Source organism: Pseudoalteromonas sp. H71 (genome assembly GCF_001468485.1).
In the GTDB taxonomy this organism is placed as follows: Bacteria; Pseudomonadota; Gammaproteobacteria; order Enterobacterales; family Alteromonadaceae; genus Pseudoalteromonas.
Genome location: NZ_LODI01000044.1, coordinates 48684 through 64392, shown reverse-complemented (window position 1 = coordinate 64392; position 15709 = coordinate 48684). Strand labels below are relative to the sequence as shown.

Here is a 15709-nt window from a genome sequence, read left to right as displayed (position 1 = left end):
AAACAAACAATAAAAAGTACATTCCTTATGAAAAACCAGCTATACCAATTAAGCGATACCGATATAGCATTTCCTAATCCAGAGTACGCATTAGTATCTCCCGACGGCTTACTTGCTGTTGGTGGTGACTTAAGCCTACCTCGCCTATGTAATGCTTATCGCAACGGTATATTCCCTTGGTTTAGCGATAACGAACCCATTATGTGGTGGTCACCAAGTGAGCGTGGCATTGTGGAGTTAAGCGATTTTCATGTTAGTAAAAGCCTGCGCAAGCACCTAAAAAAATATCCCGTCACAGTAACCATCAATAACGCCTTTATTGAAGTTATTGAAGCATGCCGCGATCAACGTCTTGATACCGATGGTACTTGGATCACCTCTGATATGCTCAGCGCGTATACCAATGCTCACAACGCAGGAATAGCACACAGTTTAGAAGTATGGCGCAACGGAGAGCTTGCAGGTGGCTTATATGGGATAATGCAAAATGGTGTATTTTGTGGTGAATCGATGTTTCATCATCAAACTAATTGCTCTAAATTAGCCATGTGGGCGCTGGTTAATTGGTTAAAAAAACATAATGCACATTTTATTGATTGCCAACTCGAAAACCCATATTTAATGAGTTTGGGTGCAAAAGTGATATCTCGTTCTGATTTTTTAGCTAAACTTAACACTGCACTTACCTATAAAGTTAATCCTTCAATGTGGAAGCCACAAAAACTGGATGCAATCTATGAATGAAAACCTGACAGCCCGGGTGGGTTTAAGCCAAGAATTTGCGTGTAGTTATTTGCCAAATAGGCGTGAGCAGCTATTAGTAATACTCGATCCTACTTATTACAGTGCAAGCAAGTTTGAGTCATTATTAGCTTTGGGCTTTAGACGCAGTGGCAACCAAATTTATCGCCCTCATTGCCCCGTTTGCAGTGCCTGCAACTCTGTACGTGTTTTAGCGCAAGAATTTATCCCGTCAAAATCACAAAAACGTAAACTAAACAAAGCAAAAACCCACTTTACTGTTACTTATTCTAGTAGTGAGCGTGCAGACTATTATCCGTTATACAGTAAATACATTACCCTGCGTCACCAAGATGGTAGTATGTATCCGCCTCAACCTGAACAATTTCAGAGCTTTTTGTTGTGTAGTTGGCTTGATATCACGTTTATTGAACTTTGGCATCAAGACACTTTAGTCGGTGTTGCCGTAACTGATTGTATGGACAACGCTATTTCTGCTATTTATACCTTTTTTGATCCTGACTTTGAGCATTACAGCTTGGGGTCAATTATGATATTGGAACAAATAAAATTTGCCAAAGCACAAAATAAACAATTTGTGTATTTAGGCTACCAAATTGATGAGTGCGACAAAATGAAGTACAAAACGCAGTTTTTACCGGCACAAAAACAGCTTAATGATGAGTGGGTGGCTATTTAATTTACAAATATAGCCCCTGCGCCTTTACTTATTGGTGTATTTTGGGCAAAATCTGCAGCGTTTAACTATTAAAGAGGTGTTACGCTAAACATGGCGAAAGAAGACGTAATCGAAATGCAAGGGACTGTCCTTGATACTTTACCAAATACAATGTTCCGAGTTGAGCTAGAAAATGGTCACGTAGTTGTGGCTCATATTTCAGGTAAAATGCGCAAAAACTATATCCGTATTTTAACCGGCGATAAAGTAACGGTAGAAATGACTCCTTACGATTTATCGAAAGGTCGTATCGTATTCCGTGCTCGCTAAGTAAGTGCGTAAACGAGATTTAGTTTTTGGCTAGTGTATAACTAGCTTAAAGCGTTTATTAAATGTAATTGATGGACTTTGACTAGCAATTACATTTAATAAACAAAAAACCCAGCCTAGGCTGGGTTTTTTGTTGTCTAAAATAAAAATGGCCCACTATCTCAAGCGGGCCATTTAGCATTTTTAAACACATTTAAGCCGGCGTTAAATTGCTCTCGTAATCAAAACGGATTTTCTTGTCTTTAACCGATACCTTAACTGTACCGCCATCAGACAACTTACCAAACAATATTTCGTTGGCGAGTGGCTTTTTAAGCTCTTCTTGAATAACACGTGCCATTGGACGTGCCCCCATCGCTTTGTCGTAGCCTTTTTCAGCTAACCATTCACGTGCCTTAGAGGTCAATTCAAAATTAACTGATTTCTTATCAAGCTGTGCTTGCAGTTCAACAATAAATTTATCAACCACCAATAGAATAACTTCACGTTCAAGGTGATTAAACCAAATAATGTTATCTAAGCGGTTTCTAAACTCTGGCGAAAATGTTTTATTTATTTCACCCATTGCATCGTGTGTGTGATCCTGCTCGCTGAAGCCAATTGACTTGCGAGTTGTTTCTTGTACACCGGCATTGGTGGTCATGACTAACACAACGTTTCTAAAATCGGCCTTACGCCCGTTGTTGTCGGTCAATGTGCCGTGATCCATTACCTGCAATAAAATGTTGTAAATATCTGGATGTGCTTTTTCTATCTCATCGAGTAAAACAACCGCATGAGGGTTTTTGATAACAGCCTCAGTTAATAAACCGCCCTGCTCAAAACCAACATAGCCTGGTGGCGCACCAATTAAACGGCTAATTGCATGACGCTCAACGTATTCCGACATATCAAAACGAATAAACTCAACACCCATGCACTTAGCAAGCTGCTTAGTGACCTCTGTTTTACCAACACCGGTAGGTCCTGCAAATAAGAACGACCCCACTGGTTTTTCTTCACTGGTTAGCCCTGAGCGTGATAAACGAATTGCCGATGTGAGTGCATCAATAGACTGATCTTGCCCAAACACCAACATTTTAAGATTACGGTCGATATTTTTAAGTGTTTCTTTATCCGAAGACGATACATTCTGCGGTGGAATGCGCGCCATTTTAGATATGATCATTTCAATATCTGATACACCAATGGTTTTTTTGCGTTTCGAGCTAGGCTGTAAACGCTGGTTAGCGCCTGCTTCATCAATCACGTCAATAGCTTTGTCAGGCAAATGACGTTCGTTAATGTATTTAGCACTTAGCTCAGCAGCGGCTTTGAGCGCTTTTTGTGTATAACGAATACCATGGTGTTCTTCATAGCGATCTTTCAGGCCATTCAAAATTTTAGTGGTATCGGCAACACTTGGCTCAAGTACATCTATTTTTTGAAAACGACGAACTAATGCACGGTCTTTCTCAAATATGTTTTTGTATTCGTTATAGGTCGTTGACCCCATACAACGAAGCTTACCGCTTGAAAGCAATGGCTTCAGCAAGTTAGACGCATCCATAACCCCGCCTGACGCAGCCCCAGCCCCAATGATGGTGTGTATTTCATCTATAAATAAAATTGAGCCTGGTTTTGCTTGTAACTCTTTTAGTAAGCTTTTGAAACGCTTTTCAAAATCACCGCGATACTTGGTTCCGGCAAGCAGCGCACCCATATCCAAAGAGTACACAACCGCATCTGCAATCACTTCAGGAACTTGCTCGTTTACAATACGATAAGCTAACCCTTCAGCAATCGCTGTTTTACCTACACCCGCTTCACCAACAAGTAATGGGTTGTTCTTTTTACGACGACACAATACTTGTACGGCACGCTCTACTTCACTGTCACGACCAATTAATGGGTCAATGTTACCCTCGCGCGCTTGCGCATTTAAGTTAGTAGTGAAACTGTCTAGCTTGCTAGCCTCTTCGTTTTGAACTTCTTGCACTTCTTCATTGATGTCGTCGGTGTCATCACCTAAATCGTCATCAGTTTTTGAAATACCATGCGAGATAAAGTTAACAATATCTAAACGTGAAACATCGTTTTTCTTAAGTAGGTAAACAGCTTGACTTTCTTGCTCAGAAAAAATAGCAACCAACACATTTACGCCGGTTACTTCGTTTTTACCTGATGATTGAACATGAAACACTGCACGTTGTAAAACACGTTGAAAACCAAGTGTAGGCTGCGTTTCACGCTCTTCTTCTAAATCGGGAATAACTGGTGTTGTTTCATCAATAAACTCAAGCAATTCATATTTTAAGCCTGAAATATTTACACCACACGCATTTAGCGCTTCTGAGGCAGAAGGGTTATCTAATAGCGCAAGCAAAAGGTGCTCGACGGTCATAAACTCATGACGGCGAGTGCGCGCTTCACGAAACGCGGCATTTAAGGTTAGTTCTAAGTCTTTGTTTAGCATTGGCAACCCCTTACTGAGATAATAATGTATACCACAACAAACAGGTGTGTGATCACCCTAGTTGGTATTTATTCCTGCTCACAACTACAAAGCAGCGGATGCTCGTTATCACGCGAGTAGCGGTTAACTTGTTCAACTTTGGTGTAGGCTACATCAGCGCTGTAAACGCCGCAGATACCTTTACCTTTTTCGTGAACTTGAAGCATCACGTCGGTTGCTCTATCGCTATCCATATTAAAAAACGTCGTTAAAACTTCTATTACAAAGTCCATCGGCGTGTAATCGTCATTATTTAAAACAACTTTGTATTTTCGCGGCGGCTGTAGCTTTTGCTTTTCGCTGTCGCGAACTGTGTCGATAACACCTGAATCTTTCATACCACTCATAATTAAATATAGTCTTGTCTTAGGAACTCAAGCAAACTTGAATAAAAAATAAATAAAATGTTAAAAAACAGCCCAAAAAGCTTGACTGATTGATTAAATAAACTACAGTCAAACATAGATTGATTAATCCTTAATCAGTCTAGCAAATAATATGGTTTAGAATAACTAAATTAGTCAACTTATTGAAGGATGTAGAAGTATGGCTTGTGGTAAAGTTAAATGGTTTAACAATGCTAAAGGTTTTGGTTTCATCGTTGAAGACGGCTGCGAGAATGATATTTTCGCCCATTACTCTACAATTGTAATGGACGGTTATAAAACGCTTAAAGCTGGTCAAGATGTAACATTCGAACTAGAACAAGGTCCTAAAGGCCTACACGCTAAAAATATTGCCTTAGATGGCGACATTTTAGAGTGATTACTGTTTTATTCGACTAAAGCGAGCGACCTTCTAGGCTCCTCGCTTAATTCCTTAAGCTACTTTTCTACCCCTTCATTGTTATAAATTGCTTCTTTTTCTGTATTTTCAACCCTTATCCTTGTTTTTATTTTATATACCCCAATATTCTAACAGTTGGCTGTTTAACTGCCCCTTAGCATGTTCAAACTCTAGCCCTTTGTATTCAAGCTTGTTACACTCTTAGTGCTAAAAATATACGTAAAATGCTGCAAAAAACTCAACTTGCCGCCCATATAAAATTTACTAGTCTAAAGGCTAATTTATTTTTATTGTTTTTTTAGCTATAAATATGACCACAGTTCGTCAGGTGTGACTATTCTGCTTTAATTACAAAGCTACACGAGTACCAACACCTAACAAACTATTCATTATCTGAGCGTACTTATTAAAACACTATAATATTTGCTAACTCAGCGTTAATGATTTCTTTGCATTGTTGAATAAGGCCTATTGGCCGACTATCTAGGAATGATGATGACATCAAAAATTATCTATACAAAAACGGACGAAGCTCCGGCACTAGCAACTTACTCGTTGCTACCGATCATCCAAGCATATACAAATGCAGCAGGTGTTGAAGTTGAAACTCGCGATATCTCATTAGCAGGTCGTGTAATTGCTAGCTTCCCTGATTATTTAACGCAAGAACAACGTATTGGTGATGCACTTGCTGAACTAGGTGAGCTTGCAAAAACACCTGAAGCAAATATCATCAAGCTTCCAAACATTAGTGCTTCAGTTCCACAGTTACGCGCTGTAATCAAGGAACTTCAAGCAAAAGGCTATGCGCTTCCAGATTACCCTGTTGAACCTAAAAACGATGAAGAAAAAGCAATCCAAGCTGCATACGACAAAGTTAAAGGTAGTGCGGTAAACCCAGTATTACGTGAAGGTAACTCTGACCGTCGTGCGCCAGGTTCTGTAAAAGAATATGCTCGTAATAACCCTCATTCAATGGGCGCTTGGAGCAAAGATTCAGAATCTTACGTAGCGAGCATGAGCGAAGGCGATTTCTTTGGTTCAGAACAATCAACAACTATCGAAACACCAACAGACGTTCGTATCGAACATGTTGCTGCTAACGGTGACGTAACTGTACTTAAGCAAAGCACACCGCTACTTGCTGGTGAAGTAATTGACGCTTCGCGCATTAGTGCGGCTAAGCTACAAGCTTTTTTAGCTGCTGAAATTGATGCTGCAAAAGAAAAAGGTGTTTTATTTTCGCTTCATATGAAAGCGACAATGATGAAAGTATCTGACCCAATTATTTTTGGTCACGCAGTTAAAGTTTTCTACAAAGATGTATTTGCAAAACACGGTGAGCTATTTGAAGAGCTTGGCGTTGATGTAAACAACGGTTTAGGGGACGTATACTCTAAGATTCAAACATTAGATGACGCTAAGCGCGAAGAAATTGAAGCAGATATTCAAGCTGTTTACGCTGACCGCCCTGCTATTGCTATGGTTGATTCAGACCGTGGCATTACAAACTTACACGTGCCAAGTGATGTAATTATTGATGCGTCTATGCCTGCTGCAATCCGCTCAAGCGGTCAAATGTGGAATAACGATGGAAAACTACAAGACACAAGTTTTGTAATTCCTGATCGTTGTTACTCTGGTGTTTATCAAGCAACTATTGATTTTTGTAAAGAACACGGTGCGTTCGATCCAACGACAATGGGTAGCGTTCCAAACGTTGGCCTTATGGCTCAAAAAGCAGAAGAATACGGTTCGCACGACAAAACGTTTGAAGCTAAAGCTGCCGGTACTATTCGTGTAGTTGATACAGCGGGTGTTACATTACTTGAGCACAGTGTTGAGCAAGGTGATATCTGGCGTATGTGTCAAGTTAAAGATGCACCAATTCAAGATTGGGTTAAACTTGCAGTTAACCGTGCACGTGCTACAGGCGTTCCTGCTATTTTTTGGTTAGATGAAAACCGTGCACACGATGCTCAGCTAATCAAAAAAGTAAATAAATACCTACCAGATCACGATACAGCTGGCCTAGATATTCAAATTTTAGCACCGCTTGAAGCCACTTTATTCTCTTTAGCTCGCATTAAAGAAGGTAAAGACACTATTTCTGTAACAGGTAACGTATTACGTGATTACCTAACAGATTTATTCCCAATTTTAGAGCTGGGTACAAGCGCTAAAATGCTTTCAATTGTTCCACTTATGAATGGTGGTGGCTTATTTGAAACTGGCGCAGGTGGTTCTGCACCTAAGCACGTTCAGCAGTTTGAAAAAGAAAACCACTTACGTTGGGATTCTTTAGGTGAGTTTTTAGCACTTGCAGCTTCACTAGAACATTTAAGCGTAACTACAGGTAATAACAAGGCACAAGTGCTTGCTGATACGCTTGATAAAGCGACGGGCACTTTCCTTGCTGAAAACAAATCGCCTTCACGTAAAGTTAAAGAAATTGATAACCGTGGTTCTCATTTCTTCTTATCTTTATTTTGGGCTCAAGAGCTTGCTAAGCAAAATGACGATAGCGAACTTAAAGCGCAGTTCACGCAAATTGCGAGCGATTTAGAATCAAATAAAGATACCATCGTAAGCGAATTAAACGATGCTCAAGGCCCTGCAGTTGAACTAGGTGGTTACTTCCAGCCTAACGACGCAGCCGCTTTTGAAGCAATGCGTCCAAGCACTACATTTAACGATATCCTTGCTAAATTAGTGTAATAAAAAGTAAAAATAAAACCGCTTACTTTTAAAAATAAGCGGTTTTTTTACGTCTATAAAAAAGGCCGCTCAATGCGGCCTATTTAAATTAACGTTCACTCATTACTTAGTGTATGCTCTTGGCATATTTGAATCAGTAGTATAACGGTCACGTAGTTTATCTTGACGAGACTGTGTAGACACCTCAGTGCCATTTATAAACATACGGCTTACGTTACTGCTTATTTCAAACGGATCATTAGTCCACATCACTACATCTGCAGCTTTACCTACTTCAATACTGCCCGCATTAATACCAAATACATCAGCAACATTTGATGTAACAGCTTTCAGTGCACCTTGCTGGCTCATGCCATAAGATACAGCGTTACCTGCGTCAAAGCGAAGCTGATAAATGTTGTGGCTTGCGTCTCCGCCAACCGTTAAAAGTACCTTAACACCGGCTTTTTCAAGTAAACCAGCATTGTTTAAATTAGCATGTAATGAATCAAAACTACCCGGCAAATTATCCATAGCGCTAATAATTACGGGAATATTCGCTTTAGCAATTTGCTCTTTAACAACAACGGCATCTTGTGCTCCACTGAGTACTAAGTTAACACCAAATTGTTCTTTTACTTTAATAAGCTCAACAATATCTGAAGCACGCGATACGCTTATTACCAATGGCATATCGCCAGAAAGTACTTTAGCCATTACTTTATCTTCAGTACTTGGTTTATCGTCGTCTTTTTTATCTTTTTTGCTCAATTTAGTTTGATGTGCATCTAGCTTGTTAATTAATGTTTGCAGTGTAAAAGCTCGCGAGCCTTTTCTGCGCTCACCTAAATGTACAACTAACGCCGCTTGTTTTTGAATGTTACTTTCAAGGCTACCACTCAAATCAACCACACTTGCCAAACCAGCAAAAATACTATCGCCGCCATAAGGGGTAATTACATCTCTTGTAACGCCACCTTTACGTGCATAAGGTATTAAGCTTGAATGTGCGTTGTAAGCAAGGCTTACATCAAAATCTATACCGGCTTTGTCGTCACCCGCATCGCGAGAGCCTGCAACCGCACCTACTTCAACTAAGCCTAGTTGGTTGTTGCTTGCAATGAATCCAGGGGTAACAATTTTGCCATTCGCATCAATAATTTCATCGGCGTTTACTTGTGCTGGGTTAATAGCAGTAATTTTACCGTTGTCCATAACAATGCTTGCGCCTTCTAATACGCCTTGCTCTGTTGATGTATGAATAGTTGCATTAATAATTGCCAGTGACTGAGCATTTACAGCACCAGAGGCGAATAATCCGGCAGCAACCAGAGATAGCGAAAACGAACGTGATAAATTTTTCATTCTGGGTGCTCCTTATTTTTGACCTAACATGAAATCACTGGTTGCTTGATAAGTGCTATCGTTTCTATCGTAAACCTTTGCACCATCAACAAACACTTGCTCAGCTTTTGCGTAAACGCTAAACGGGCTTTGGTTCCAAATAACCACATCGCCTTGTTTACCTGCTTCAAGCGAGCCTGTTTTATCGTCAATACCCAATGATTTCGCAGCGTTAGTGGTGATCCACTTAATTGCATGCTCTTCTGAAATATCAAAGCCATTTTCATTGGCGCGATACATCACTTTAGCCGCTTCTTGATTTAAGCGTTGAATAGTTGTGTCTGAATCTGAGTGAACTACGGCACACGAGTTTTTAACCGCATCCACAATGGCAACGTTTTCTTGAACCATGTCGTAAGCTTCCATTTTAAAGCCCCACCAGTCTGGCCACAATGCAGCACACGAACCATTATCAGCTAATAAATCGGCAATTTTGTATGCTTCAATACCGTGATGAAAAGTACCTGCGTGATAGTTAAATTCTTTTGAAAGGTCAATCATCATTGCCATTTCTTCAGCTTTGTAACAGTGATTGTGTATCATCACTTCGCCTTCAAGCACGCCACGTAATGTGTCGTACTTTATATCGCGATTAGGTACATCTGGATTTTTACCTGCGGCGTATTCTGCATCGTACTTATCCCAGGCTCGTTTATATTCTTGAGCACCAATCCAAGCCGAACCAGCCATATTACCCATACGTGTTGAAGGCAATACGCCCTTACGGCCGTATACGCGTTTTGGGTTTTCACCACATGCCATTTTTAGTCCATACGGTGCATCAGGAAATTTCATTCCTTGCATTGTATGCGCAGGCACGTTTTTAAGTGTTACACCACGTCCGCCAAATAAATTAGCAGAGCCCGGTAAAATTTGAAGTGACGTAATACCGCCTTCACGTGCACGGTTAAATCCTGGGTCTTGTGGCCAAACAGAATGCTCTACCCAAACTTCAGCTGTATTTGGGCTAGTCATTTCGTTGCCATCTTGGTGTGATTCTACCGATGGATTTGGATACGCACCTAAATGAGAATGTACATCAATAATACCTGGTGTTACCCATTTACCTTGTGCGTCAATCGTCGTGTCTGCTTTTGCAGCTAAGTCTTTACCCACTTGTAGTACTTTACCATCAACTAATAATACATCAGCGTCATCTAAACGTTCGCCAGTCCCGGTCAAAACAGTCGCGTTTGTAATGAGTGTACTTGATGTTGAAATTGGCGTGTAAGTGCTTGGGTAAGGATTTTTATTGATTGTAATCTTATCATCTTGCGGGCCATTTTCTTGGCAGCCTACAAGTGCAGCGGCTAGGCCAACGGCTAATAAAGAGGGAGCAAATTTATTCATGTTTTTGGGTTCTCCTGTTTTTTTAATACTTTAGCGAATGCTTGGGCATAAAGCTAAAAAAACAGGTGAAAACGCGGTAAATTAAGATGAATTTACGTGATTATTTTTTTATATAATTGTTATAGAGCTTTTCTAGCGCGCCCTGCGTGGTGAGTGACGGATCTTTACTGATAAAATGCTTAACCGTGCGGGTTACAAAATCTGAATTTTGCTTATGCAATTTAGAAAAATCTTTAATAAGGGTATTCCCATCTTTAGCCGCGGTTACTTTGTCGTGGCGGTGACGGTACTGACTAAGGGCTTTGTTAAAATCGCCGTTGTAGTCTTCAACTAAAATTTTATAAAAGTCACTTTTTTGCACATTTAAAACAGTAATGCAGTAATTCAGTGCGTCTTTAAAATCGGAAAACACCTTTCCTTCTACATCAAACTCTTTGGTTTTTTCGCGTACTGTGACACGGGCCTCTTCAGTGGCGTAACTAAAACCTGTAAACGCTAATCGCTCAGCGGCTTCTTTTCCTAATTTCATTCCGGCCTGAATACTGTGAGCAAATTCATCACTCATGTCACTTAATTCGTTTTCTTCCCACATGTTGTAAACACGCAGTGCTTTAGCGTATTTGTTAGACAACTTTTTTTTAATTTTTGTAAAGCGCTCATCAATAGACATAAGTCGTTCATTATGTAACAACGCATAGCACTCATAACAAGCAGGAATTGAAATAAAGTCGGCATCCTCGCCTAAGTCAATAATACTTTGCAACATGTGAAGAGGTGGACAATGATCTCGCTCAGTTGCTTCGCAGCCACAATAAAAACACTGGTTAAAATGTTGTTGTTCGCATGCATAGGCTTGCTGGTAATAACTGGCTAACGCTTTACTCACTGTTTATCCTAAAAATCTTCACGTTTATTTATGAGGCGATAATACCAGCCTTAAAGAATATGTCAGTATCAATAAAATTATTTTTATAAAAGTGTGTCAAAAAACACACTTAAAAACATGTGTTTTCATGAGCCTAAATATAAGTGTGTACATTACACATACTTGCTTACAGCTTGTTGCGTTTGATTAACAGCTTTTTTAATTAGTTAGTCAATAATTAGCATGCAACCGCAAACAATGAGGAAAGTAAAATGAACACAGTTAAAAAGGCATTATGTACAACACTTGTTATTGGCAGTGCAGCGTTAGCAGCACCTGTATCAGCTGCACAATTTGTAGCAGCCGACTCAACGCCAGGTACGCAAATTTGTATGGCTGTAGCGTCTAACAAAGCGTATGTACTTCGCAAAGCACAGCAATCGCTTAACGTTAAAAAAAGTATTATTAGCAATAAACTAACGTGCATCAACCTGCCAATGGGTGATTTTGTAGCGCGTTATAATTTAGATAAAAGTGCTAACTATTTAAATATTGAAAGCAATACACGCACTTCAATTAAAGATTTGGCAAATGTGTCGTTACCGGACGTCGTTGTTATTTCATCTCCGCAGTAGCATGCTTGAACTTTATAGCTAAGCAGGCATTACTGTAACCTGCTTAGTTTTATTGTTTACCTAATCGCTCAAAGAACACCCGCTAGTAAACCAAATAAACCGCCAAATACTCCACCCCATACAACCAGCCAACCTAGGTGCTCTCGTATCATTGTTTGAATGATTTCTTTCACCATTTTAGGGGTTAATTCATCAAGGCGTTCATCAACCAGTTTAAGTACTGTGCTGTGTAATCCTTTAGCACTATTTCCTTGTGAAAGCGTTTGCGTTACTAACGCTTTAAAGTCCTCTGTTTGAGAAATTTGTGCCAACGAAAGTTGCATTTTTTCTATAAATTTTTCACGCATTGGCTCTATTGCAGCGGTGCCTCCAAACATACCCAGCATGCTACCAAATTGCGATTGCTCTATTACCTCGAGTAAATTATCGAACGCAGGGTTTAGATCAACATGGCTAATTATCGGTTCAAAGTCGATATTAGGCTGCGCCTTATTAAGTAAATTATTAATTTTTTGCTCGGAGAAAAACTCTGTAAGTATCAGGTTCCGTATAGCAACTTTAAAGCTCTCAAACTTAAGCGCAATAACGCCAGAGCCATATAAAAACGGAACCTTTTCAAATAACATATGAATAGCCAGTAAATTGGTCACTGCGCCAGACAGCGCAAATAATCCCACCGACAAAACCACTGGTTGATCAAACATAAACCCTGCAGCTACACAAATACTTGCTAGTAAATTGGTTATAAAACTTTTGTTCATTTTTGCTCCATTACAATCCGCATCACTTTGTGCGACACACTTGTTAATTTTACAACGTTTAGTTTGTTATATTAATCCCTTTTTGCCATAGTTTAAGTGTCTGTATAAAATACGAGCAATTGTTATGTGGAAAGCAATTAACGAGCACATTAGCCAAGCAACAAATACTGAGTTTAAACACACACAAAAGCGACAACTGCAAAGCACTACATCCGATAAATATTTTCATATAGGCAATGGCACGCAAAGCTACTTTGTTAAAATTGCACTCAAAAGCGAGTTTGAGCGGCTAGAGAGTGAATCGAGAGGCTTAGAGTTGCTCGCTAATAATAGCTTTTTTACTGTGCCTCGCTGCATTACAACAGGTGCTAACATTGAATACTCATTTATTGTACTTTCGTGGTTAGTCCTTGATAAGCAACCCCATAATCAATGGCAAAAAATGGGTACCCAACTTGCTCAAATGCATCAAAAGCATGACCAAGCAATGTTTGGTTTTGATATAGATAATCACTTAGCCACAACCGTTCAACCTAATCGTTGGCATAAAAAATGGGATGTATTTTACGCCGAAGAACGCATTGGCTGGCAATTACAACTATTAGCTGAAAAAGGCATTCAATTTGCTGATCCTGAGCACATAATTCATGAAGTTAAAGCGCAACTGCATAGTCATGTTGTGAGCCCATCTTTGTTACACGGTGATTTTTGGCGAGGCAACCTAGGTTTTTTGAAAGAGCAACCAACGGTGTTTAACCCAGCTTGTTATTATGGTGATCGAGAAGTAGATATCGCCATGAGCGAGCTATTTGCCCCACTACCCGACGCATTTTATGTTGCCTACAATACGCAATATCCACTTTTGCCAAGCTACCAAAAACGTAAACTCATCTACCAGCTATATCCTATTTTAAACCATGCAAATATATATGCTGGCCACTATCTTACTGAAGCTAAACAACATATAAATAAGCTTATACAATAAGTGTAAATAAACTGTCATAACACGCCAAACAGACTATATTTAAAGGGTTCTAAGGAGTTGAGTTTTACGTCGCTAAGCCGTGTTTAGAATAGAAACATTCCAAGCTCTGCTTAAGTTATCTGTAATTGGAGTGATTATGAAAGACTTTTTATCACAACGTATCAGCTGCCCGTTTTGCGGAAACCACATTCATTTAGATTTAGATGCAAGCATGGGCGATCAGGACTACATTGAAGACTGCACTGCCTGTTGTAACCCAATTCATTTAAATATGCATATAGATTATGCAAACAATAAGTTAGAGCTACACGTAGACAGTGACGACGAACAAATTTTTTAACCCTGATGACGCAGGTAGTTTTCAACGGTGTTAACAATAGTGTAAGTTTGCTGATCCACCTCTATATTAAGCTCATCACCCACTTGCGCTTTACCTAAATTTGTAATGGTGAGTGTTTCTGGGATTAGGTGCAACCAAAAGCCCTGCTCGTCAATCTCGCCTACTGTTAAGCTGGCACCATTAATGGCGACAAAGCCTTTATACAGGACATATTTTTGCCACTTTACAGGTAAGCTTATCTGAATTTTGCAGTTACTTTGGGTATTGATTATTTGATTTATTTTAGCCGCACAGTGAATATGTCCCGATACAATGTGCCCACCCAGCTCAGTGCCAAAAGTAACAGAGCGCTCGTAATTTACTAAACTGCCTAGTTCAAGAAGCCCTAGGTTAGTTAATTTAAGTGTTTCGTCAATCACATCAAAGTGAACTTGCGCCACCACATCTTGATTACTTAGCTCAACTTTTACAACCGTTAAACAACACCCATTAATAGCAATACTGGCTCCTAAATCTAAGTGCTTAACGTAATCATCGCTCACCGACACCACTAAACGTAACACTCCTTCATTATGGGTTTTAGACACCACAGTAGCCTGAGTTTGCACTATACCTGTAAACATAAAATCTCGTTAAATTATGACAAAGTTATAGTTTAACGTATCGAATTATAAAATCATTCACTCCTGAGATTTTTATTTCAAAGACAATAGATTACAATTACAGTCTTACTCATTAAATAGCTGTTTTTATGACCTTTTGTAATTGGGAAGCGAAGCGTTTACTTTCTCTCGCGTTACCTGTTTTTTTAGCACAAGTTACCCTTATATTGATGTCGGTCGTCGACACTATAATGGCAGGTCAAGTCAGCCCTACCGATCTGGCAGCCCTGTCTATTGCGACAGGTATTTGGAACCCGCTACTTTTAGCGCTGCAAGGTATTTTATTAGCACTTACTGGCATTATTGCGCAGTTTGCCGGCGCGAATGACAAAAAAGGCATAAGCCACTATTTTCAACAAGCTTTATACCTAACCGTTTTACTGTGCATTGCAGGTTTTAGTATTGCCTACTTGGCCAACATTATTATATTACAGCTAGATACAAGCCCAGCTATTGCTAACTTAGCCTACGACTATATTCATTTTGTTAAATGGGGGGTATTTGGATTTTTATTCTTTACCACCTACAGAAATATGACCGAAGGCATGGGTATGACAAAACCGGCCTTTTATATTAGCTTACTCGGATTAGCCGTTAATATTCCTGCCAACTACATTTTTATAAATGGTTTATTTGGCCTTCCTGTCTATGGGGGGGCTGGCTGCGGTATAGCAACCGCCATTGTTTTAACGGTGATGGCATTCGCACAGGTCACTTATTGCCAAATGAGTAAAAAAATAGATGCCAAAGGGCTGCTCACACCGTTTGAAAAACCAAATATAACGACTATCGCCACTATTACAAAATTAGGTATTCCTATCTCTTTGGCTACTTTTTTTGAAGTCACACTCTTTGCGTGTATTCCACTATTTATTGCTCATTTAGGCGCGGTTGCTGTTTCAGGGCATCAAATTGCAGCGAGTGTTACCGCATTACTGTTTATGATGCCGCTGAGCCTCTCTATTGCCATTAGTATTCGG

Annotated in this window: 15 protein-coding genes and 1 pseudogene; 9 read left to right on the top strand and 7 right to left on the bottom strand. The window is 39.7% G+C overall.

The window, feature by feature from the left end:
- Nucleotides 1-27 precede the first annotated feature (27 nt).
- The 3 genes from aat to infA all read left to right on the top strand — a co-directional run bounded on the left by aat (nt 28) and on the right by infA (nt 1750).
- Nucleotides 28-744 (top strand): leucyl/phenylalanyl-tRNA--protein transferase, encoded by a 717-nt coding sequence (aat, locus tag ATS71_RS14695; protein WP_058405498.1) that lies wholly within the window; start codon nt 28-30, stop codon nt 742-744.
- Nucleotides 737-1441 (top strand): arginyltransferase, encoded by a 705-nt coding sequence (locus tag ATS71_RS14690; protein ID WP_058405497.1) that lies wholly within the window; start codon nt 737-739, stop codon nt 1439-1441. The genes aat and ATS71_RS14690 overlap by 8 nt, the downstream gene beginning before the upstream one ends.
- 90 nt (nt 1442-1531) lie before the next feature.
- On the top strand, nt 1532-1750 hold the full coding sequence (gene infA, locus ATS71_RS14685) for a translation initiation factor IF-1 (protein ID WP_002962494.1): 219 nt from the start codon (nt 1532-1534) through the stop codon (nt 1748-1750).
- A 193-nt stretch (nt 1751-1943) separates the two neighbouring features.
- On the opposite strand, the gene clpA is transcribed toward infA, so the two are convergent.
- Nucleotides 1944-4205: an ATP-dependent Clp protease ATP-binding subunit ClpA gene (gene clpA, locus ATS71_RS14680; protein ID WP_058405496.1), complete on the bottom strand. Its 2262-nt coding sequence runs from the start codon at nt 4203-4205 to the stop codon at nt 1944-1946.
- 68 nt (nt 4206-4273) lie between these two features.
- Nucleotides 4274-4582, bottom strand: coding sequence for an ATP-dependent Clp protease adapter ClpS (clpS, locus tag ATS71_RS14675; RefSeq protein ID WP_021032429.1), 309 nt, complete (start codon nt 4580-4582; stop codon nt 4274-4276).
- A 208-nt stretch (nt 4583-4790) separates the two neighbouring features.
- Here clpS and cspD point away from each other — a divergent pair, with 208 nt between their 5' ends.
- Nucleotides 4791-5009 carry a cold shock domain-containing protein CspD gene (cspD, locus tag ATS71_RS14670; RefSeq protein WP_006792879.1) on the top strand — a complete coding sequence of 73 codons (219 nt, stop codon included), beginning with the start codon at nt 4791-4793 and terminating at the stop codon, nt 5007-5009.
- Between the two features lie 516 nt (nt 5010-5525).
- A complete protein-coding gene (locus ATS71_RS14665; RefSeq protein ID WP_058405495.1) occupies nt 5526-7748 on the top strand; it encodes an NADP-dependent isocitrate dehydrogenase in 2223 nt (740 codons plus the stop codon).
- A gap of 102 nt (nt 7749-7850) precedes the next feature.
- Here ATS71_RS14665 and ATS71_RS14660 read toward each other — a convergent pair whose 3' ends face one another.
- The 3 genes from ATS71_RS14660 to ATS71_RS14650 all read right to left on the bottom strand — a co-directional run bounded on the left by ATS71_RS14660 (nt 7851) and on the right by ATS71_RS14650 (nt 11367).
- Complete coding sequence (locus tag ATS71_RS14660; protein WP_058405494.1) at nt 7851-9092, bottom strand: amidohydrolase family protein; 1242 nt, start codon at nt 9090-9092, stop codon at nt 7851-7853.
- A 12-nt stretch (nt 9093-9104) separates the two neighbouring features.
- On the bottom strand, nt 9105-10481 hold the full coding sequence (locus ATS71_RS14655) for an amidohydrolase (protein WP_058405493.1): 1377 nt from the start codon (nt 10479-10481) through the stop codon (nt 9105-9107).
- 100 nt (nt 10482-10581) lie between these two features.
- Nucleotides 10582-11367, bottom strand: coding sequence for a hypothetical protein (locus ATS71_RS14650; RefSeq protein WP_058405492.1), 786 nt, complete (start codon nt 11365-11367; stop codon nt 10582-10584).
- A 251-nt stretch (nt 11368-11618) separates the two neighbouring features.
- Between ATS71_RS14650 and ATS71_RS14645 the strand changes: the two genes are divergently transcribed.
- A complete protein-coding gene (locus tag ATS71_RS14645; RefSeq protein ID WP_058405491.1) occupies nt 11619-11981 on the top strand; it encodes a DUF3718 domain-containing protein in 363 nt (120 codons plus the stop codon).
- A gap of 68 nt (nt 11982-12049) precedes the next feature.
- Here ATS71_RS14645 and ATS71_RS14640 read toward each other — a convergent pair whose 3' ends face one another.
- Nucleotides 12050-12742, bottom strand: a complete 693-nt coding sequence (locus tag ATS71_RS14640) for a hypothetical protein (RefSeq protein WP_058405490.1) — start codon at nt 12740-12742, stop codon at nt 12050-12052.
- Between the two features lie 124 nt (nt 12743-12866).
- Between ATS71_RS14640 and ATS71_RS14635 the strand changes: the two genes are divergently transcribed.
- Complete coding sequence (locus tag ATS71_RS14635; RefSeq protein ID WP_058405489.1) at nt 12867-13727, top strand: fructosamine kinase family protein; 861 nt, start codon at nt 12867-12869, stop codon at nt 13725-13727.
- A gap of 136 nt (nt 13728-13863) precedes the next feature.
- A complete protein-coding gene (locus tag ATS71_RS14630; RefSeq protein WP_058405488.1) occupies nt 13864-14067 on the top strand; it encodes a CPXCG motif-containing cysteine-rich protein in 204 nt (67 codons plus the stop codon).
- On the opposite strand, the gene ATS71_RS14625 is transcribed toward ATS71_RS14630, so the two are convergent.
- Nucleotides 14064-14690 (bottom strand): riboflavin synthase, encoded by a 627-nt coding sequence (locus ATS71_RS14625; RefSeq protein ID WP_058405487.1) that lies wholly within the window; start codon nt 14688-14690, stop codon nt 14064-14066. The genes ATS71_RS14630 and ATS71_RS14625 overlap by 4 nt on opposite strands.
- A gap of 128 nt (nt 14691-14818) precedes the next feature.
- Between ATS71_RS14625 and ATS71_RS14620 the strand changes: the two are divergent.
- Nucleotides 14819-15709, top strand: a pseudogene (locus ATS71_RS14620) (MATE family efflux transporter); the annotation flags it as partial.